18 protein-coding genes and 1 pseudogene are annotated in these 21,245 nt (G+C 49.3%); 13 read left to right on the forward strand and 6 right to left on the reverse strand.

Annotated elements, in window-relative coordinates; translation table 11 throughout:
• Positions 1-60: 60 nt before the first annotated feature.
• Entirely contained in the window at positions 61-540 is a 480-nt protein-coding gene (locus tag IEV46_RS16125) for a helix-turn-helix domain-containing protein (RefSeq protein ID WP_188433570.1), read from the reverse strand.
• A 427-nt stretch (positions 541-967) separates the two neighbouring features.
• Here IEV46_RS16125 and IEV46_RS16130 point away from each other — a divergent pair.
• Positions 968-1,923: pseudogene (locus IEV46_RS16130) on the forward strand (IS256 family transposase).
• Positions 1,924-2,220: 297 nt separating this feature from the next.
• Entirely contained in the window at positions 2,221-4,293 is a 2,073-nt protein-coding gene (locus IEV46_RS16135; protein ID WP_229736182.1) for a thioredoxin domain-containing protein, read from the forward strand.
• Between the two features lie 102 nt (positions 4,294-4,395).
• Here the strand turns inward: IEV46_RS16135 and IEV46_RS16140 are convergent, their stop codons facing one another.
• Positions 4,396-4,566, reverse strand: coding sequence for a hypothetical protein (locus tag IEV46_RS16140; RefSeq protein WP_188433573.1), 171 nt, complete (start codon positions 4,564-4,566; stop codon positions 4,396-4,398).
• Positions 4,567-4,745: 179 nt separating this feature from the next.
• Between IEV46_RS16140 and IEV46_RS16145 the strand changes: the two genes are divergently transcribed.
• The 3 genes from IEV46_RS16145 to IEV46_RS16155 all read left to right on the forward strand — a co-directional run bounded on the left by IEV46_RS16145 (position 4,746) and on the right by IEV46_RS16155 (position 7,834).
• Positions 4,746-6,248, forward strand: coding sequence for a carboxypeptidase M32 (locus tag IEV46_RS16145; RefSeq protein ID WP_188433574.1), 1,503 nt, complete (start codon positions 4,746-4,748; stop codon positions 6,246-6,248).
• 264 nt (positions 6,249-6,512) lie between these two features.
• Positions 6,513-7,262, forward strand: coding sequence for an alpha/beta hydrolase (locus IEV46_RS16150; protein ID WP_188433575.1), 750 nt, complete (start codon positions 6,513-6,515; stop codon positions 7,260-7,262).
• 119 nt (positions 7,263-7,381) lie between these two features.
• On the forward strand, positions 7,382-7,834 hold the full coding sequence (locus IEV46_RS16155) for an SACOL1771 family peroxiredoxin (RefSeq protein ID WP_188433591.1): 453 nt from the start codon (positions 7,382-7,384) through the stop codon (positions 7,832-7,834).
• Between the two features lie 73 nt (positions 7,835-7,907).
• On the opposite strand, the gene IEV46_RS16160 is transcribed toward IEV46_RS16155, so the two are convergent.
• Positions 7,908-8,111 carry a YhzD family protein gene (locus IEV46_RS16160; protein WP_188433576.1) on the reverse strand — a complete coding sequence of 68 codons (204 nt, stop codon included), beginning with the start codon at positions 8,109-8,111 and terminating at the stop codon, positions 7,908-7,910.
• Between the two features lie 235 nt (positions 8,112-8,346).
• Positions 8,347-9,108 (reverse strand): mechanosensitive ion channel family protein, encoded by a 762-nt coding sequence (locus IEV46_RS16165; protein ID WP_188433577.1) that lies wholly within the window; start codon positions 9,106-9,108, stop codon positions 8,347-8,349.
• A 186-nt stretch (positions 9,109-9,294) separates the two neighbouring features.
• On the opposite strand from IEV46_RS16165, the gene IEV46_RS16170 reads away from it, so the two are divergent.
• From IEV46_RS16170 to IEV46_RS16180, 3 genes are all read left to right on the forward strand, one after another.
• A complete protein-coding gene (locus IEV46_RS16170; protein ID WP_188433592.1) occupies positions 9,295-10,602 on the forward strand; it encodes an NCS2 family permease in 1,308 nt (435 codons plus the stop codon).
• Between the two features lie 126 nt (positions 10,603-10,728).
• Positions 10,729-11,904, forward strand: coding sequence for an MFS transporter (locus IEV46_RS16175; RefSeq protein ID WP_188433578.1), 1,176 nt, complete (start codon positions 10,729-10,731; stop codon positions 11,902-11,904).
• Between the two features lie 634 nt (positions 11,905-12,538).
• On the forward strand, positions 12,539-12,817 hold the full coding sequence (locus tag IEV46_RS16180; RefSeq protein ID WP_188433579.1) for a helix-turn-helix domain-containing protein: 279 nt from the start codon (positions 12,539-12,541) through the stop codon (positions 12,815-12,817).
• 17 nt (positions 12,818-12,834) lie between these two features.
• On the opposite strand, the gene IEV46_RS16185 is transcribed toward IEV46_RS16180, so the two are convergent.
• Positions 12,835-13,623, reverse strand: a complete 789-nt coding sequence (locus IEV46_RS16185) for a 2OG-Fe dioxygenase family protein (protein WP_188433580.1) — start codon at positions 13,621-13,623, stop codon at positions 12,835-12,837.
• A gap of 930 nt (positions 13,624-14,553) precedes the next feature.
• Between IEV46_RS16185 and IEV46_RS16190 the strand changes: the two genes are divergently transcribed.
• The 5 genes from IEV46_RS16190 (at position 14,554) to IEV46_RS16210 (ending at position 18,502) form a co-directional block, all read left to right on the forward strand.
• Positions 14,554-15,243: a GOLPH3/VPS74 family protein gene (locus IEV46_RS16190; protein WP_188433581.1), complete on the forward strand. Its 690-nt coding sequence runs from the start codon at positions 14,554-14,556 to the stop codon at positions 15,241-15,243.
• Positions 15,244-15,454: 211 nt separating this feature from the next.
• On the forward strand, positions 15,455-16,378 hold the full coding sequence (locus IEV46_RS16195) for an ABC transporter ATP-binding protein (protein ID WP_188433582.1): 924 nt from the start codon (positions 15,455-15,457) through the stop codon (positions 16,376-16,378).
• Positions 16,375-17,133, forward strand: a complete 759-nt coding sequence (locus tag IEV46_RS16200) for an ABC transporter permease (protein WP_188433583.1) — start codon at positions 16,375-16,377, stop codon at positions 17,131-17,133. Before IEV46_RS16195 ends, IEV46_RS16200 begins: the two co-directional genes overlap by 4 nt.
• Before the next feature lie 11 nt (positions 17,134-17,144).
• The gene (locus IEV46_RS16205; protein ID WP_188433584.1) at positions 17,145-17,888 is read left to right on the forward strand and encodes an ABC transporter permease; all 744 of its coding nucleotides are present in this window, start codon (positions 17,145-17,147) and stop codon (positions 17,886-17,888) included.
• Positions 17,885-18,502 (forward strand): YIP1 family protein, encoded by a 618-nt coding sequence (locus IEV46_RS16210; RefSeq protein ID WP_188433585.1) that lies wholly within the window; start codon positions 17,885-17,887, stop codon positions 18,500-18,502. The genes IEV46_RS16205 and IEV46_RS16210 overlap by 4 nt, the downstream gene beginning before the upstream one ends.
• Positions 18,503-19,024: 522 nt before the next feature.
• Here the strand turns inward: IEV46_RS16210 and IEV46_RS16215 are convergent.
• Positions 19,025-21,214 carry a peptidase domain-containing ABC transporter gene (locus IEV46_RS16215; RefSeq protein WP_188433586.1) on the reverse strand — a complete coding sequence of 730 codons (2,190 nt, stop codon included), beginning with the start codon at positions 21,212-21,214 and terminating at the stop codon, positions 19,025-19,027.
• Between the last annotated feature and the right edge of the window lie 31 nt (positions 21,215-21,245).

Genomic DNA, 21,245 nt, shown 5'->3' on the forward strand with positions numbered 1-21,245 from the left:
ATGAAGGCGATTCAGGAGTACATACGGTGGCGCAACAAGAACAAGCGGGACGCTGTGATCCTAAATGAGCAAAACAAGATCAAAGTTGCCTGAAGGGGCACTAGCTAACTGTATCGCCTTGTAAAAATTTCGTTGAGCACGCTTCCAGTTTCGAAGATCCTTGTAACACTTCCCTTTGATATAGTACATGGTAGGAGAAAGTGGATTTTCATCTGAGACATTAAGGGCATCCAGCTTATTTAGTGCCTCGTTAACATGTCCGATCTCCCGTTTTAGGTCTGCCGACTTTAAATAAAACAGATCTTCTTCAAACTTCCTCTTTTCACCCATAATCAACTTGGGTAGGTCTTTCATTTCTAGATTAAGTTTTTCCAAAAGGTACATTGCACGTTGATAACTGACATGAGGAACACCACGTTCAATGTTACTAATGGTTGCAGGAGAAATTTTTTCATCAGCGAGATCTTCTAGTCTTAACCCACGCTTCTTTCTCACCCTTCTGATTATTTCACCTATTTCATGCAATTCCAGTGAGTTCATTTTAATTTCGCCTCACAATCCTATTTTTTCTACTTATCTTTTATCATACATTATAGGTAGTAATTTTCAAATGGGTTTTTCGATTCACACTTCGAGTTGTCCTTTCGTGAATACAGTGCCAAAGTTATTCTCCTAAAAAGAAGTAAAGGATCTTCTCAGTAGCCTACACAAACTACTTCATTCCCACCGGGCAGGTGGCTATGTCCCAAAAATCGTGGAAATTGAAAGTGGCGGTCTCCTAAACCGTTTGGTATAACGGTGGTGGACAAACCAAGAAGGAGAAACCGCCACTATGAAAAGCTTACACGAAAGAGAAGGAAAGTTCCAGAACGATACGATTCAGCTTTCGCTGACGCAGATCATGGAATCGGCGAAAGAGGGATTGCTGGCATTGGCTGTACAAACTGGGCTCCAGGTGTTCCAAGCCATGATGCAAGAGGAGGTCACCCAGCTGGCGGGGCCCAAGGGAAAACACAACCCGAATCGAAAAGCGGTTCTTGCACGGGGTGGAACAAGGGTCTGTTGTTTTAGGAGGACGAAAAGTTCGGGTGGAAAAGCCCCGGGTTCGTTCTGTGGAGGGAGAGGAACTTCACTTGGAAGTGTATTCAAGATCCTTCTCTGCTGACCGATGCTGCGCTGGAACGTATGATCCACGGATTGTCCACACGAAACTATGAACAGGGCCTGGAGCCGACAGGTGTGGATGGGAAAGCAAGTTCCACCAGCAAAAGTACGATCAGCCGTCGCTTTGTGGAAGGAACCGGGAAAAAGCTGGCCGAGCTCCTGGGACGTCGTCTGGATGACCGACGGTATCCCGCTTTGATGATCGATGGCGTTGTCATGGCGGATCACACCGTGGTCGTGGCTCTGGGGGTCGATGAGGAAGGAAAGAAGCACATCCTGGGCCTTTGGGAAGGAGCGACCGAGAACGCCCCAGTTTGCAAGTCTCTTCTTATGGATTTGGTGGATCGCGGACTTTCAACAGACCGTGGGATCCTGGTCATCATTGACGGGAGCAAGGCTCTCCGTTCCGCCATCCGTGATGTACTCGGAAAGCAGGCGGTCGTTCAACGATGTCAAGTCCATAAGCTACGAAACGTTCTGGATCACCTTCCAGAGCGGGAACGGGGCTGGGTGGAACGAAAGATCAAGGAAGCGTGGAGACAGCCGGATGCAGACAAAGCCCATCGCGCTTTAAAGCGGCTGGCGAACAACACATCGACAGCGAACCAAAGGAAAATAAGCCCATCACCGCGTAAAACAGCGAAAAAGGCCGTCACGAAAATCTACGACGAGTGGGACAATCCCTTCAATACTATTGGAACCAGCAACTTCTTTGTAAATGGTGTATCTCCAGTTATTTGTCTCGGCCATGTCCACTAAAAGCTTTTTTTGCTTATTTAAGTTATCATGTTCGGTCTCACCAAGTGTTTGGCGACTCTTTCTAAGGTAGATGGCAACATTTCGCCAATTACCTTACTCCTCCTTATAATGTGCTTAATCATTTTAAGTTGAAGTCATTATGATTAAAATCGGGCTTATGATTTAATTAAGATCGTTTTTTTCAATACGTTTTCAGTAAAAATGGGTAATAATAAATTCGCCTATATTAGTTTTGGGATTGGCGTAATCTTGTGTATACAATGTACGTACCTTGAGCGAAGCGGGAGGTTAAACAAATTGTCCAATCACAAAGGTCGTGAACCGAATCGGCTGATTAAAGAAAAATCACCTTATTTGCTTCAACACGCATATAATCCGGTGGACTGGTATCCATGGTCTGAGGAAGCCTTTAAAAAAGCCGAAAAGGAAGATAAGCCCATATTTCTCAGTATAGGGTATAGCTGTTGCCATTGGTGTCATGTGATGGAGCGGGAAAGTTTTGAGGATGTGGAGGTGGCACACCTTCTCAACCGGGATTACATCGCGATCAAGGTGGATCGGGAGGAACGGCCGGATGTGGACAATATCTATATGTCCGTCTGTCAGGCGCTGACGGGACATGGGGGATGGCCGCTCACGATCATCATGACCCCGGAGAAGGAGCCCTTTTTTGCCGGCACTTATTTCCCCAAAAAAGCGGTGCAGGGGATGCGGGGACTGATGGAGATCCTGGAACAAGTGGCCCGGGCCTGGCGGGAGGAGCGGGAACAGGTGCTGGATGCAGGGCGGAAAATCACCCGGGTGGTGCAAACCCAGTTGAATGTGACTGAGTCTGGGGATTTGGGGAAAGAGGAGCTGGCGGAGGCCTATCGGCAATTCAAGTCCACCTATGACCCGCAGTACGGGGGATTCGGGGATGCTCCCAAATTTCCACGCCCCCATGATTTGTTGTTTCTATTACGGTATTGGAAAGACAGTGGGGAACCCTTTGCCCTGTCCATGGTGGAGCACACCCTGGATGGGATGCGGCGGGGTGGGATCTATGACCATGTGGGATTCGGGTTTTCCCGGTACTCGGTGGATCGGGAATGGTTGGTTCCCCACTTTGAGAAAATGTTGTACGACAACGCTCTCCTGGCCTATGCATATCTGGAAGCTCATCAAGCTACAAAAAAAGATGCCTACGCCAGGACGGCCCGGGAGATTTTCTCTTATGTCTTGCGGGAGTTGACCTCTGAGGAAGGAGGGTTCTATTCCGCCGAAGATGCCGATTCGGAAGGGGAGGAAGGCAAGTTTTACGTGTGGGATCCTTCAGAGGTGAAAGAGGTGCTGGGGGAAGAGGCGGGAGAGCTTTTTTGTGAGTGCTACGATATCACTCTCCACGGAAATTTTGAACAGAAGAAGAGCATACCCAACCGGATCCACTCATCTCTGAAGGACATCGCTGATCGGAACGGTTGGGAAGTCGAAGAGCTCCGGGAGCAGCTGGAGATGTCCCGGAAGAAGCTGTTTCGGGCCCGGGAGGAACGGGTTCATCCCCACAAGGATGACAAAATCCTCACTTCCTGGAATGGATTGATGATTGCTGCCTTTGCGAAGGGGGCCCGGGTCCTGGGGAATAAGAGCTATGCTGAAGCGGCGGAAAAATCAGCCTCCTTCATCCTGAAGCGGCTGCGGGATGAGAACGGGCGTCTCCTCGCCCGTTACCGGGACGGGGAGGCTGCAATCCCGGGCTATGTGGATGATTATGCTTTTCTCGTCTGGGGACTGATCGAACTGTACGAGGCGACGTTCCGGCCCCGATATCTGCAGTCCGCTTTGGAGTTGACCCAGGAGATGTTGGAGCTGTTCGGGGATGAAGAAGAGGGCGGGCTGTATTTCACCGGTTGGGATGCAGAGAAGCTGTTGACCCGCACCAAGGAAGTGTATGATGGGGCCTTGCCTTCGGGGAACTCCGTTGCCGCCCTCAATCTGGCCCGCCTCGCCCGGCTCACTGGAGACACCGGGCTCCGGGAGCAGGCGGACCGACAGATCCGGGCTTTTGCGGGATCTGTCGGTCAAGCTCCCACCGCCTTCAGCTTTTTCTTAACGGCGGTGCAATTCTTCCTGGGGGCGCCCAAGGAGATCGTCATCGCAGGTCCTGACGGGGATCATGAGACGGAATTGATGCTCCGGCGGGTGCAGCAGGCTTTTTTGCCTGAGGCGGTTCTCCTTTTTAAACCTGCGGGAAAGGGAGAGGAAGTAACCCAACTGGTCCCCTTTCTCGCAGAACAGAGCGCGATCCAGGGGCGGGCCACCGCCTATGTCTGCGAAAACTACGCTTGCATGACTCCGGCCACGACACTGGAGGAGTTGGAAGAGCGTCTTTGATGGAGCACGGAAAACACCGGTGGACCTTTTCTTCGGTCATCCGCCGGTGTTTGTAATTGAAAAAGAACGGTTCTGATCTGTTCCATTCGATAGCAGGCAAGATCATTTCCGATGATCTCCCCCGCGGTCGTTGCGGTCCGTATGATCTTCCCCGTGCGGGGTGATCTTGTCGCTACCGCAAAACCAGCAGAGGTCGGCGGGATATTCCGTCATCACGAACCTGCCGCCGCATCTTCGGCATTGGTATTCCACGGGGAGAAATCGCTTGTTCACTTGAAGCCTCCTCTCTTTCAAAAGCAGATGATACTATCTATAGCGGGATCTATAAAAAACGTGCCGATTTTGTGCAAGAATCATGGAATTCCCGTTGATCCTTCAACCCAAACCGGAGTAACATGGAACTGTGAATACATAATTTTGTATTCCAGGAAATGATGTTGAGGAGGTTGGAGATGGAACAGCAACTGAAAACCTTGAAAGCGCTGTTAACCGAGGTGTATGATCTGGAAAATGCCAATGCCCTCCTGCATTGGGATCAATCCACCTATATGCCCAAGGGGGGAGCAGCGGCGAGAGGGCGCCAGATGGCGACTTTGGGGAAATTGGCCCACGAAAAAATGACCGACCCGAAGATCGGGCGCCTGTTGGATGCCCTGGTTCCTTACGGGGAGAGCCTGCCTTATGATTCCGATGAGGCCGGTCTGATCCGGGCGGCACGTCGGAAGTATGAAAGAGCGACTCGGGTGCCGGCCACCTTCATGGCGGAGTTCACCACTCATACGGCGGAGACCTTCAATGTATGGACGGAAGCCCGACCTGCGAATGATTTTTCAAAGGTTCAGCCCTATTTGGAGAAAACCCTGGAATTGAGTCGCCGCATGGCCGACTATTTTTCGGGATACGAACATATCGCCGATCCCCTGATCGGTTATTCCGATGAAGGGATGAAGGCTTCCACCCTGAAGAAGTTGTTCGCCGATCTGCGGGCGGAGTTGGTTCCTCTGGTGAAGAGGGTGACCGATCTGGAACCGGTGGATGATTCCTGTCTGAAACAGACGTATCCGGAAGAGAAACAACGTCTTTTCGGCGAGCGAGTGATTCAACGCCTGGGGTACGATTTCAGCCGGGGCCGTCAAGACAAGACTCATCATCCCTTTATGACCAAGTTCTCTCTGGGGGATGTCCGGATCACCACCCGCTTCAAGGAGAATGATCTTGGCGAAGCCTTGTTCAGTACCATTCATGAGTCGGGGCATGCCATGTATGAACAGGGAATCCTGATGGATTATGAGGGGACTCCGCTGGCTACAGGTACCTCCTCCGGTGTGCACGAGAGCCAGTCCCGTCTTTGGGAAAATATCGTTGGCAGAAGTCGAGACTTTTGGGAGTATTTCTATCCGGAGTTGCAACAGACCTTTTCGGAACAGCTGGGCGGGGTTTCCCTGGACACTTTTCACCGGGCGGTCAACAAAGTCCAGCCCTCCCTGATTCGGACGGATGCCGATGAACTGACCTACAATCTTCACGTCATGATCCGTTTCGATTTGGAATTGGCCTTGCTGGAAGGAAAGCTGGAGGTGAAAGATTTGCCGGAGGCCTGGCGGGAGCGTTATCGTCTGGATCTGGGGATTGTGCCGGCGGATGACAAAGATGGAGTGCTGCAGGATGTGCATTGGTATGCGGATACAATCGGGGGCGTCTTCCAGGGATATACCATCGGAAATATCCTGAGCGCCCAGTTCTATGAAGCTGCATTGAAGGCGCATCCGGAGATTCCCGACCAGATCCGGCAGGGGGAGTTCGGCACTCTGCGGGGATGGTTAACGGAACATATCTATCGGCACGGAGCCAAATATACTGCCGATGAACTGACGGAGCGGGCCACCGGCTCCAAGCTGTCCATCGATCCCTATATCCGCTATCTGAAAGGGAAATTTGGCGAGCTGTATCGATGAGGCCACTGGAAAGGAGAGGGGGCGCCCCGGGAGGGTGTTCCTCCTTTTTTTCAGAAGTGGATCACAGGAAATGTCCGAAGCTGTGTGGAATGCGGATGTACCGGGACCACCTCCTCCCTTTTTCTGTTGGAAGGTTTCATTTTACTGATCCACCTTTTGACCTGAGAATGGTTGGAACTGTTCTAATGGATTTGGATTTAAAGGGAAACAGGATTTATGATTTTCATGGCGAAGTGAGTTGAATGGTAAGAGGGAGGTGAGCACATGGCGAAAACATACCCGGTGATGAAAGGGGCGGAGGCCTTCCATTTTCCCGGAAATGAGGTCGGGATCTTGGTACAGCATGGTTTCACCGGAACCACCCAAAGCATGCGGGGGCTGGGGGAATATCTGGCGAAATGCGGATTCACGGTTTATGGCCCCCGGCTTAAGGGACACGGCACCCACTATGAGGAGATGGAAGGGACAACATGGAAGGATTGGATCGAATCGGCGGATGACGGATACCGGATGCTAAAAAAGAAGTGTTCCCAGATCTTTGTCGTCGGTCTGTCCATGGGTGGGACATTGGCCGTGGAACTGGCCCATCGCCATCCGGAGATCCGGGGAATGGTATTGATCAATGCAGCGATGAAGATGGATTCGTTGGAACGGACGGCATTGGAGGAGGGATCCCGATTCCTGGATGCTATCGGTTCCGACATTCGAGCGGAGGGAGTCCAAGAGCTTGCCTACGAAAAAACTCCGGTGAAATCAGTGAAAGAGATTGTGAAATTGATGGAAGTCACTCGAAAGAAGGTTCCTTCTGTCAGCTGTCCGGCCCTTATTTTGGTGTCAAAGGAGGATCACGTGGTTCCTCCTTCCAATTCCCGCTTCCTTTTCGAGAACCTGAAGAGTGCTGATAAAAGCCTGATCGAGCTGGAAAATTCGTATCACGTGGCCACTTTGGATCATGACAAAGAGCTGATCACGCGGGAGACGGAGGCATTTATCAAGAGGTTGTCCTACAACTGATACCAGCCGTCGGCTGATTCCGACGGTTTTTTATATCATCATTCTTTAAAGTATGGTGTTTCGATTGAACTTGAAATGGTGGATCAGGGGGATATCCCCGAAAGGAGGGGTTGAACATCATTAAAAAACACGAATTTCGTCTCACCGCCGACTGGAACGGAGGAGGGCGGAATGGGGAAGGCAGGATTTCGGCGGGAAATCTGGACACTCAGATCTCGATTCCCAAAGAGATGGGTGGACCCGGGGTGGGAACCAATCCTGACGAGATGTTGATCGGTGCTGCTGCCACCTGCTATATCATCACCTTGGCAGCGATGCTGGAGCTCCGTCAGATCCCGGTGGAGAAGCTGTCGTTGGAGTCCATTGGAGTAGTGGGTGAACACAAAGGACGTCCCAAGTTTGAAAGGATCACTCACAAACCCCATCTGATCCTCGGGGCGGGAGTGACTGTAGAGCAGGTGGAAGAGGCCAAGAGCCTGATAGAAACAGCGGAACGCTCTTGCATGATCTCCAATGCCCTGCGGGGAAATGTAGCTCTGAGTGTAACAGCGCAAGTGGACAGGGTCAAGTGAGTATGCAAAAAAACCGGGGAAATCTTCCCGGTTTTTTTGCAGTTCACACAAACATTCAGTCTTCATACCGGACTTAGGGAGTTGCTTTTTTGGGTTGGTGGCTTTGAAATTCCACCAGACGGCCGGCTGAATGTACGATCCGGAAGGGATAGCCCTGGTATTCCTTTTCGCTGAGGATTGTGTGTCCCTTTTTTTTGGCCTCGTCGTCCGATTTGGCCTCGATGGGTTCATCAACCAGTTTGTTTCCTTCCTGATCATAGACGGTCAAATGGTACATAGGATCCCCCTTCCGAAGATATGGCTTGTTTTCATTATAACACGGAGGGGGACGGGAGCGAAAACAAGCAAAAAAATGGACGATCCACGGAGGGGGTGCCGTGGATAAGTCCTTAAACGCTGGATCAGATCAAGGGGGGTATCCGCTGAGTCTCATGTTATCGTGCCGGTGCTAAAGAGGGGTTAACAGATTGTAAAGTTTTGATGGATCTTTTTTTCCTGGTCCGTCGGGGGAGTCAAGGGAGATTGATCCCAGCTTCGTCCAGCGCTTTTTTCAGTTCTTTGCGAAGCTCCCGTTCCACTTTCCACTGTTCCCCGTTCTTGGTTTTGGCGAGGACCCGGATCACCATGTCGGAGGTTCCCACGCTTTGAACCCCCAGTACGTTGGGACCTTCGATGATTCCGGATATTTTGTCACCGATCCGGTCACATCCTTCCTGCAGAACCCGGATCACTTCATCCACATTTTCTTTATAAGCGATGGTAAGATCGACGAGAGCTTGCATATTGCCCCGGGAATGGTTGGTCAGGGAGCTGATCTCCCGGTTGGGAATGAAGTGAAGATCCCCGTTGAACCCGCGGAGCTTTATCACGCGCAGACCGGTCTCTTCCACGACGCCGGAGAAGTTGTTAACAGTCACATACTCCCCCACGTTGACCTGATTTTCCAACAAGACGAAGAAGCCGGTGACCACATCGCTGACCAAGCCCTGGGCCCCGAAGCCGATGGCCAGTCCGAGGATCCCCGCACTGGCGATGATGCCGGTCGCATCTACTTGAAATTCCTGCAGTACGGCCACCAGGGCGATGAAGAAAATAAGGTAGCCGATCAAACTGGTAACCAGGGTTCTCAAGGTGTCCACCCGGGGTTGGGGCGCATTACCTACTGACATTCGTTTTTCGATCAACCGGGCGATGACACCTTTCACCACACCATAGACCCCAATGGAGACTCCAATGATGATACCGGCAGTTGCAAGAGATTTCAACCATTCCATCTGTCGATCACAACTCCTTTTCGGTTGAGTCCTGACCATGGGACATACACGGATTGGGCTGCTGGTTAAACTAAGGGTATAAAAACATAGCGAGAAGTGCAAAAAAATCTTGCACCTCAACTATTCACGAATTATTATTGTATATGTGATTATAATGTTCGTTTTTTGATAGGTGGGAGGCGTATGATGGACCGTTTTTTCGGTTTTAAGGAAAAAGGTACGAATATTCGTCGTGAGGTGCTGGCGGGGTTGACCACTTTTCTGACAATGGTTTATATCGTGGTGGTCAATCCAGCTATTCTTGAGAAATCCGGAATGGATTTTGGGGCGGTCTTTGTGGCAACCGTGTTGGCATCAGTAATTAGCACCCTGGTTATGGGTATTTTTGCTAATTATCCGATCGCCATCGCTCCGGGAATGGGACTCAACGCTTATTTTGCCTTCAGTGTGGTGGGACACAGTCAGATTGGCTGGGAGGTAGCGATGGGAGCGGTGCTGGTGGCGGGGATTCTCTTTTTGGCCCTGTCTGTCACCCGCTTTCGGGAAGCGTTGATCCAATCGATTCCGCCCAGCCTCAAATTCGGCATTACGGCGGGGATCGGATTGTTTATCGCTTTCGTCGGGTTGAAATCGGCGGGGATCATTGTCAATGATGAGGTGAACTTGGTGGGACTGGGGGATTTCCATTCCCCGGAGACAATTCTCAGTCTGTTTGGTCTGTTCATTACCCTGGTGTTGATGACCCTGCGCGTTCCAGGTGCTCTTTTCCTCGGGATGGTATTGACTGCAGTGGGTGCTTGGGTGGTGGGGTTGTTTCAGTTTCCGGAAAAATGGGTGACTTTGCCGCCCAGCATGGCACCCACTTTCGGTGCTGCCGTATCTGCTCTGCCCCAGGTGTTTGAGCAGGGGCTCTATGCGGTGGTCTTCGCCTTTCTCTTGGTGACGCTTTTTGATACCACCGGTACGATGATCGGAGTGGCGGAGCAGGCTGGATTGGTCAAAGAAGGGAAATTCCCCCGGATGAGGGCGGCCTTGATGGCGGATGCGGTTGGTATGACTGCGGGGGCAGTGATGGGGACCAGTCCCACCAGTGCTTATGTGGAATCCTCCACCGGAGTGGCCGTCGGGGGACGGACCGGTTTTACGGCAGTGGTGGTCAGTCTGTTGCTCCTGGTGACGCTCTTTTTTGAGCCCTTAGTGGCAGAAGTTGCGGGGTTATCGGCGATTACGGCCCCCACGCTGATCATCGTGGGCTGTTTGATGATGGGAGGTCTGACCAAAATCAGGTGGGAAGAATTTGAGGAGGCATTTCCGGCCTTCATCGTCATGTTGAGCATGCCGCTCACCTTCAGTATCGCCACGGGAATCGCTTTTGGTTTTATCACCTACCCTCTCTTGAAACTGGTACGGGGAAAAGGGAAAGAGGTACATCCCCTCTTGTATCTGTTCATGGTTTTGTTTATACTTCAGCTAACATTTTTGCCTGAAGCCTGATCGGCGGAAGGCGAGGGGAAATCGTGAATATGGAGCAGCCCGGATGGAAGGTGTCCGGGTTGCTCTCTTGTGTTTGTATGGGTTGAAAGTGGATCATAGATCGATATGATGACAGGAGACAGTGAGATGAGTGAACAGACGCGTGCAAAGGGTTTTCGGTTATTGCTGGCAGTCATTTTCGTGGCCGGGTTGTCACAGGGGTTGTTGTTGCCCTTGCTGGCGACACTGCTGGAAGAGCGCGGAGTGAGTGCTGGCATGAACGGGCTGAATGCTGCGGCCTTATATCTGGGGATTTTGGCTGTTTCCCCCCTTTGTGGTCCGCTGGTTCGCCGGTGGGGCTATCGGCGGCTGATCCGGACGGGGATGGTAATGGTCGTTCTGTGCACCTTCCTGTTTCCTTTATTGGAAGGATTTTTAAGTTGGATGTTTCTCCGCTTTCTGATCGGAGTGGGCGACGGGGTGTTGCACTATGCCAGCCAACTGTGGATCACCTCGGAGAGTCCCCGGCATTTGCGCGGGCGTCGCCTCGCCCACTTCGGTCTCTCCTACGGGATGGGATTCGGAGCAGGCCCCTTGGGACTCAACCTGTTGTCCTTGGGAGTTTGGGTTCCTTTTGTGGCTACGGGAATTCTGCTTACCCTGGTTTGGTTGGGAGCAGCGCGGTTGCAGGATGTCCGACCGAAGGTTTCAGTCACTCCGGGCAAGGGCAGGCTGCGCCGGATCTATCGTTGGGGCTTTGTAGCGTTGATTCCTGCCTTTCTGTATGGATTTCTGGAAGCTTCTCTCTCCGGTAGCTTTCCTGTCTACGGATTGCGGGAGGGTCTGTCCCCCGCCTGGGTCTCCCTGCTGATCAGCGCTTTTGTTTATGGGGCACTGGCCTTGCAATTGCCGTTGGGAATCTGGAGTGACCGTTGGGGCCGAAAGCGGATCCTTGCCTGGGTCTGTCTCCTCGGAGGGCTGGGGATGGCGGCCATTCCTTTTGCCATGGGGGAACGATGGCTGTTGCTCGGCTTGTTTACTGTTGCCGGAGGCCTGCTCGGCTCCCTTTACTCCCTCGGCCTCACCTTCCTGGCGGATCTTCTGCCCAGGGAGGCTCTCCCCGACGGAAATGCGGTGGCCAATGTCCACTTCGCTCTGGGTTGCATGCTGGGTCCCTATGCCGGAGGCTGGCTGATCCAATTTACAGGTGGGGGCAGCCTTTTTTGGCTCATCGCATTTACCCTTCTCCTTTCTTCCCTGATCACAGCCTTGTACGGCAATAAGGGAAATCCAGAAGTTTCCCGGCAGAGAGAAGTGGCGTAAAAAGTTTTTGCCCATAAAAAACCCCGGCGGATCCATCTTATGTGGATGAACGTCGGGGTTTTAGATCCGACTCGCCCATTGTTCCGCTGTTACCAACATTCCATTCCCGGCCAACAGGCGGCGAATTCCTTTCCTTCCTTGGTGACGCGGAGCTTCCTTGGGGAATCCGGGGAAGGGCCGTTGTTTTTTCGACAAGCTTTTCAACTTTTTCGCCTTGTTTCTGTTTTTTTTCAGGGTGTATGTTAACGCCGCAAGGGACATCCAATCAAGCGCACAAAATCCCCCAGCTGCAGAGAGGGGGATTTCTTGCGCAAACGTGTCAAATTGGATAAGCTAAGTAATAAGTAGTGAGTAGTAAGTACAATCTTTATTAAAGGATGGTTGAAATCGGGAAAGGTTGTACCTTTCTGTGGATTCCGGATGTGGTTAGGGACGTTGTGAAAAAGCTACTCACAGGGAGGGATGGGATTTCACATGGAGTGATTTTGGAATTCGGAAACAACGAAAAGGTCATGAGAAACCCCATCCCGACCGACCTGGCCAGCAGGAATTTACAACACTTCTAGGTGGCTGCTGGCCTGTGTGAAGAAGGAATGAGGGGAAATTTCCCCTCTCTAATGGGAAAGGTGATCATATGTCTCGCAGAAGAAGTTTTGAAACCATACAAAAATCCGAGTATATTACGATCAGCGAACTGGTTTTATTGTCGGGTTTGCGCTACAGCACTTTGAAATACTACACAGAAGAGGGGATGCTTCCTTTTCATCAGGAAGATATCCGTATGACCAGGCGGTATCGAAGGGTGGCCACCCTTGAACGGATCAAGGAGATTCAAAGTTTGAAAGAGAAAGGATTAACAATCCGGGAGATCAAGGAAAAATTGTCCTCTGATTCAGGCGAAAAATCCGACTGATTCCATGGTGGATGTCCTCATGGAATCGAAATAACAGTGGGCACGTAATCGATCAATATGGCTGAACGCACGGCGACTTCGCCGTCTGTGCCCAACCGGACGCCACTGACATAATGGCTGACCATGCTGTCGCAGAATCCATAACTTTCTAACGGATGAACCAGTTCAAACTCCTCATAAATTTGGTCCGGTCTGACTTCCTCTCTCTTTTTCCCTGCACATTCGGGGACCGCAATCAAGTTGGTGGCTCCCACGACATTGGATCGTTCCACCAGGTGACAAAAGGTGAAGGGTTCTCCATCCTGATGGACAAGGTTGGGGGAAGCCACGGATACAGCGTGAGGATCACTCACGAACATTTTAACAAAATGAACACCCACATGGATCGGCATAGTCAGAGTGCGCTTGTCCCAAAAAGTTTGTTCATAGTCATGCAGTATGATTTTGGTAAGCAATGGAATTTGCTTGGTTGTTTCCGAAAGTGGTGAAAAAGCTCGATATTCTTCTTTATGTTCGGCGTTGTATGCACCTTGGTAGTACTCACACAGTTGTTTCCCATCGGATGTTTGGTAATTGGGCAACCAGTGGAACTCGTTGCTCCACGGAAGGATGACCCCTCTGGAATAACGTCTGTAACGGTGAGCTTTTTTGTTGTAAGGATCCAAGGGCATATCTTCAAATTCCTGAGCCAACTGTCTGAATTGCTCCATTGATTGGGGGTGATCCAGCTCGGATGACAAGTCAAAACGAATGTAACCGGTTTCTTTCAAAGCTTCAGCTTTTGATTTGCCCATCACAGTTTTCATCCAGTATACCTCCATTGATTTGTTAGGCCGAGTTTTAAATAAAAAAACCAAAACAAGCCGATTCCGGTTAGTTTGTTAGTGCATAAAGAGCGGCATCTTTGTAAGGAAATATTTATTTTGATATAGTAAGTCAAGGAATCTAAGATAATAATATACTGGCTTCCGTTATGTGTAAAGTAATATGATTTGACAAATTAAGAACTATATCCGTTATTTACCACAAAATTTGGAAGAACAGGTCGGCCTGGTGTCAAGGTCCCCAGTGCATGAGGGATCTTGACCTTGGGAAGATTTATATTCTACTGAGTGCAAAGGCGAATCAAGGCCCCACCGTTCTTGTACCACCAATAGTTACGATTGGTGCAAGCAGTGAAAGGTCAGTTTTATTGAGGGTTTCTATTTTTGGTTATACGACAATCGCGAAAGAATATGACTTTTGGCCATCAGGTGTGTTGATGATCCCATAATTTCGGTTGGGAAGATCGTGTATTACCGCACGATCGCTGCACAATAGGGCACTAGTCTCGCCAGGTTCCCATCGCTCCTGATTTTTCTGTGACAGTACACGACTCCCTTTTGACGTCCATTTTCCGGTCAATTAATTATCCTGATATTAAATGATCGGAAAGAGATGTTTTTTCTTGGCATATTCTGCGGGATCTATCAGAGAGTTTCTCAGCTTTTCCGAAGGCGGAATATTTAAATGGTATGAACAGTTCCCTTGTTTTTGGGAAGTGTTAATATAAAATTGAATTGACGCAATCGGATAAAGCTGAGCAGAATCGAATCATGAAATAAATTCCGATTAAAGGTTGAACTTGTTGTTCATATTGGTTAAAATATCAAGTGGTAAGTAATAAGTAAGAAGTAATAAGTGTAAATGGGTGATCAGGTTTGCGGGACTATAAAAATTATCGGGAGTGACGGTCATTGGACAGTCAATTGACACTTTCCGAAGAGTTTGTTCTGCTCAGTCTGGACAAAAGGTTGCATCGCTTCAAGATTAACTTTCGTACCTACCAGGAAACCTACACTGCGGGGATCGTCTTTATTGAACTGTTGCTCGACAACTGGATCCGTCTGGACGAAAAAGGAAGAGTGCAGATCTCCAAGGATGGAGACTCGGGAATCCCTTATCTTGATCTGGTTCTACATGAGGTTGGGAAGGCTTCGCGACCGAAAACATTGAAAAAGTGGGTGAAATATTTTTACTCCCGCAAGAAACGTCTACATGCAATTTTCAACTCCGTGGTTGAGGGGTTGGAAAGAAACAAAGCGGTTCAAATAGATAAAGACAAATTACTGGGAGTGATCCCAAAGGAAAAGCTCGTGCCTGACAATAGTCAAATCGATTTGGTGATTGAACGGATTCGCGCGGAATTATTGGAAAAGGGAAAAGTGGAACATCAGACCATCGCCTTGTGTTTTCTGCTCGCAAAATTGAAACTGCTCAGATCCTATTTCTCCAAACATGAGGAAAAAAGGCTTAAGGAAAGATTGGAACAACTGCAGAAAGAAAATCCCGATGAGTTGAAATGGGTTCAATCGGTGCGGCGTGCAGTGGATGATTTGGATGCAGCACTGGCCACCACCATTGGAGGTGCGGTTGTAACTCCGTGAAGATGTATCATTCAGAAAGCTGAAACGATCGGGCAAGAGGTCGGATTTAATTCGGTTTGATGAAGATCGTTTTATTTTTTCGGCAGGGGAGGGTGGATGAGCTGTCCAAAAGTCCTCCCCGGCTGTACATATTCGTCCAGGGACGAAATCTTTGGACTCTTATAAAGAGAATTCCTTTTGTGGACAAGTGAAAATACAGAGGTGATAACAGATGAGCTCTTTGATCGTGGAGACAACGGGTCTGACCAAGCGTTACAAGAAACATGAAGCAGTCAATAAAGTTGACTTGAAAGTGCAGAAAGGGGATATTTACGGATTTTTAGGGCCGAATGGTGCCGGAAAAACAACCACGATTCGCATGCTGCTGGGTTTGATTCGTCCAACAGAAGGAGAGGTTCATCTTTTCGGTGAGAATTTGGCGGAAAATCGCATGTCCATACTGGGAAAGGTGGGTTCGTTGGTGGAAACACCTTCCTATTACGGCCATCTGACGGGATTCGAAAACTTGGAAGCCATGCGCCGTCTGTTGCGGGTGGAGGATCCGTCGCGAATCGATCAAGTATTGGAATTGGTTCGGCTGACCGGAGCCAAAGACAAAGCCGTAAAGGATTATTCCCTTGGGATGAAACAACGGCTCGGGATTGCAATGGCATTGTTAAACGAACCCGAGCTTTTGATCTTGGATGAACCCACCAACGGGCTGGATCCGGCGGGTATTCATGAAATTCGTGAGTTGATTAAAGAGATGCCAGGGAAATTTGGAATGACGGTTCTCGTCTCCAGCCATCTGTTGAGCGAAGTGGATCAAATTGCCACAAGAGTGGGAATCATCAAGGAAGGGAAATTGATTTTTCAGGATTCCATCGAAGTTCTTCGGAAGGAGAGCCGACCCCGGTTGCGTCTGGTGACAGATTCATTGAAACAGGCAGAGAAATTTCTCCGAGAAAATCATTATGAAGTGATGAGGGACGGCGAGGAAGCGCTTTTGCTGACGGAAACGGACATGAAAACTTCTGCCGATATCAACCGTTTGTTGGTGGAAAACGGATTTGAAGTATGTCGGATTGAAGAGATCAAAAGGTCACTGGAAGATATCTTCCTTGAATTGACCGGGAAGGAGACAGATTCCCGATGAATGCGATCCTCTCTTTCGACAGAATCAAGATGCGACGAAGCCGGTATTGGGGATTGGTCATACTCTTTCCGTTATTGCTGATGGTTGGTGTTACATCCCTCCTGTTGACAAACATGGATGATATTCAGGACGGTACAGAGATTTGGGGAACCATGTGGATGATTTGTTATTACATGAATTACGTGGCGATCCATCTGTTTGTAGCGTTATTGTCTGCTCTTCTGGCCAACATGGAGCATCAAACCAACACCTGGAAAATGATTTTTTCCACATCGGTTTCCAAATGGAAGTTTTACTGGGCCAAAGTATTGTGGTTGACCCTGGGCTTGTTGATATCCGGCTTGATTCTTATGGTCGGGTTTGGGGTGATCGGGTTCGCTTTTGGAGGAGGAGCGACTTTTAATCCGGTTCGTCTGTTTTCGTTCACTTTGTATCCCTATCTGACCGCATATGCATTAATGGGTATACAACTGTGGCTATCGATGGTGTTGGAGAATCAGTCGGTTCCCATTGTAGTCGGAGGAGTGGGGATCATTGTGGGTCTGTACGGGATTCAGGGATCGGGGCTTTTGCAAGTTCTCCCGTGGGTCATTCCGTATCAAGTGTTGTTTCATCCGGACAATGTTTTACTTGAGTTTTCGGATATTGTGCAAACTCCGCAATTGGATTGGAACTGGGTGTTACTCAGTATTATGATGGGACTGTTGTTTTTTGTGTTGGGATCGGTCCATTTTTCACTTAAGGAACAGAAATAGGGGGTGAAAGCATGTTCCGTGATGTTTTCTGGGTGGATGGGATGAAGTTGCGTCGTTCCGTAGTCTGGCCCGTCATTGTGCTTGTCCCCATATTTTTGTCTGTTGTTGGTGTCAATAACTATGCCGAGCACCGGGATGTTTTTCGTGGAGAAAATCTGTTGGGGTGGATGGGCGCATGGACCCAAGTGGTGTTTCTGTACGGAACTGTACTCTGTCCCGTGCTGGTTGGGGTATATGCAGGCTTGATCAACCGAATGGAGCACATGGGAGGCGGGTGGAAACTGATGCTGGCTTATCCCATCACCCGTACCCATGTGTACCTCTCCAAAGTTTTATGGGTATGGCTGTTGATTGGATTCACCACGGTCATGATGTTTGTCTCCTTCTGGGTGATCGGGTGGTTATATGATGTGGAAGGCTCATTCCCTTTGAAAACATTGAGTTGGATGTTTGTGAAAGGGTGGTTGGCCAGTTTGCCGCTTTCGGCTCTTTTTACATGGGTATCCATACAATGGAAAAACTTCGGGATGCCCATTGCTTTGAACATTGTTTTTGTGTTACCCAATGTGTTTATCATCAATTCCTCCATGGGCCGAATTTATCCCTGGTCCCAACCCGGATATGCTATGACGCCGTCTGACCGTTTGGAGTATGTTCCGACTGATGAACACTTCTTTTGGGTGGTCATCATTTCAACTGCATTGTTTTTGGCTGGAGGAATCTGGCACTTCCACAGAACGGAGTTGAAAGGGTGAGTCGACAAGGGAAGGAAAGCATCCGATTTTGGTTGTCTGTTTTGATTCGACCCAAACAAGAATTGATAATTCTAAGGCAGGAATCCTCCTGGGGTTGGCCATTATTTTTTATGACGTCAATTCAGGCTTTTCTCTACTATTTGATTGCAATGAGCGAGCCCACTGTATTGGATGTTTTTGGACCGGTGGCGGATCTGTCAGGACTGTTGTTTGCTCTTTATGGGGCTGTGTCAGTTCCCTTGACTCTGGTGATGTCCAGTTTTGTACAATGGTTGATCGCTTTGCTGATGAGGGAGCGATTAAATTATCGCAAGCTTTTCCAACTCAATATCTATCTTTGGCTGGTGATCCTGCTCAAAGATTTGGTGATCTTGATTTCAGTCACCGGATTTGAGGCTGACTTTTCCGCACCGGTTTCCAGTCTCGCATATTATCTGGAGCTGGAAGAGCCGGTGGATCGATTGGCAGGGATGGTGGAACTGTTCTCGATCTGGCACTTTTCTTTGGTGGCTTTGGGACTGCAGGCTGTCTTCTCTTTGCCGCCCAAGAAAGCTTGGATTATAGCATTGGAAGCATTTTTTGCCGAGGCGGGATTGATTCTGTTACTGGCGTGAGAGGAAACCTGTAAAGGAGGTGGAATTGATGAAAGGGATTTTGTGGGTGATTTTGGGAGTAGTAGTGGTTTTGGTTTTTCTTGTTTTCTTCGGTCCCCTGGGATCCATACTGAATGGTTGATTTTTAGTTAATACCTGAACATGCGCACCCCTTAGGTGCAGGAAAATTCCCTGCTCTGAAGGGGTGTTTATTTATTTTCTTCTGCAAGGAAAGTATTGTCGGGGCAAAGCTCCGGCGGCTTGACAGGAAAGTGGGGCACCAAAAGCATTGTGAAAAAGGGAGGGTTGGGTTTCACATGGAGTGATTTTGGCAGTTCAGAATAACGAAAAGGTCATGTGAAACCTAATCCCGACCGACCCGGCCAGCACGAATTCACAACGTTTTTTAGAAACTTCCGCCTTGCCGTGAGGAGTGTCATTGAAGTAAACGGGAGTGGAATTCAACCAGAAAAAAGTTGGCTTCCGTAAAATTCCGGACGCCAACTTCAGCTTAAATCAATTTTTTCTCGAGGGAATATGTTTCTATGTTGTGACAGTATGTTGGTATTGCTTTTCCCAGAGATTTCGGTAAAGATCGCTGGATTGCAGCAGATCTTCATGAGTTCCGGCAGCTTCCACGATTCCGTTGTGGAGGACGATAATCTCGTCAGCATCTGTAATGGTGGACAACCGATGAGCGATCACAATTTGAGTTATTTTGTGATCGCGAAAGGTTTGGTTCAACTTCTGTTCCGTTAAGGAATCAAGGTGACTGGTTGCTTCATCCAATACAAGGAGACGGGGCTGATGAAGCAAAGCCCGGGCGATGGAAAGTCGTTGCCGTTGCCCTCCGGACAGGTTTTGCCCGTTTTCCCCGATCTGAGTGTGGTATCCAAGGGGCATGCGCATGACATCCTCATGAAGGCAAGCCATTTTTGAGGCAAGCAACACTTTTTCCATCGGGACCTCATCAAAAAAGGAGATGTTTTTGGCAATCGATCCATGAAAAAGGTGTGTATCTTGAAGAACAACTCCGATTTGTTGACGCAAATGACGGAAATCGATTTGATCGGTTGACAAATCCCCGTAGGTGATCCGACCGGATGTGGGGAGGTACAAACCCAGAATCAACTTGACGATGGTGCTCTTTCCACTTCCGGTGGGGCCGACCAGTGCAATTTTGCTTCCCGGGGTAATTTCCATCGTCAAATTACGCAGGATTTCGGAACCACGGTCATAGGAGAAGTCCACATCCTGCAACCGGATGGGGGCATTGGAGAGATCCACGGACATCCGTTTCTGTTTTTCAGATTGGGTTGTATCGTCCGGCTTCGCATGAAGGACATCCTGTAACCGTTCAATCACACTCATCAACAGTTGAAAAGATTGGACATAACTGATCAATGAATTGATGGGGGACAAAAAAGACATTGCCAATGAACTGAATGCGACCAAAGTGCCTATTGTGAGGTTTCCTTTTTGGATTTCGAGAAAGCCGATCATCAGTAACAGCAAGGGAACGATGGTTCCCAGGCTGCTTACGATACTGTTGAGCATTCCACTCCGCAAAAATCTGATGACGAAGTGTTTCATTTGCTCCGAAAAAGTGGCTAACCAGTTCCGGAGCACCGTTTCCTCCCGATTCATGGCTTTGACCAATATACTGCCGCGTAACGCTTCAATCAGGTAGCTCTGCGAGGTGGCTTGGGCGGATAATTCCTGTTGGGAACTCTTCCTGATCATTGGAATGAAGATCAGCATGATCCCCAGTTGCACAATCGCGATAAGGAAAGTGATCAAGCTGAGAAAAAGGGATTGATACAGCATGGCTCCAGCAGCTATGAAAAGCATGGTCAAATCAAGAACGATAGCGACTCCACTGGTGGAGAGGATTTCACGGATCATGGATATGTTGCTCATTCGCGTCGCCAGATCGCCAGTGTTCCGCTGTTCAAAGAAGGTCAAAGGCAATTTGAGCAAATGGGATAGAAAATCCCGGGAGAGTGTGGAGCTGATGTGCCGTTGCAATTGGGCAAACACCACACTTCGGATGTACGATAGCAAAAAATAGACAGCGAAAATTGTGACAGTGCTGATGATCAGGCTGGAATAAGTGGATGCGTTCCAGTCATCCAGGAATCGATCGATCAAAAAACCGACCAACAGGGGGACTGCCACTCCGATCAGTTGTACAAGAACGGAAAAAACCAGCATAAGTAGAGTCATTTTGGGCAACATCAGCGCATATCGGAGGATGAGGCGCCAACCTTCGGTCTGTTGAAACTGAGGAATTTTGGATGGGTCCTTTAATTCCAAAGTGAGGACGATTCCGCTGAAATGATCGCGGAAGGTCTCCGATGAGATCCATTTGCGTCCATGCTCGGGATCGACAATACGGACCTTTTGATCCTGCCATGCCTCCAGAATGACATAATGGTCGTAATCCCAATGCAAGATGACGGGCAACTCCAGAGACTGCAGGTGTTCAGGTTGCTCCATCCTGTAGGCCCGCAACAGATAACCGTATTTTTCAGCAGCTTTTTTCATGGCTAATGCACTGGCTCCATTGCGGAAAGCCTGGCAATCTTCCGTCATGATGTGTAATGGAATCCGATGTCCATGATAGCCGAACAGCATCGCCATACAGGCGGGGCCACATTCATTTTGGCTGATTTGGCGGATCACGGGTACTTTTTTTCGTCGTCTTTGCCAGTTCCGAATCAGGGTGTTCATATCGACGCTACCTCCCAATAAAGAAGCCGGC

Source organism: Kroppenstedtia guangzhouensis (assembly GCF_014637345.1).
In the GTDB taxonomy this organism is placed as follows: Bacteria; Bacillota; Bacilli; order Thermoactinomycetales; family DSM-45169; genus Kroppenstedtia; species Kroppenstedtia guangzhouensis.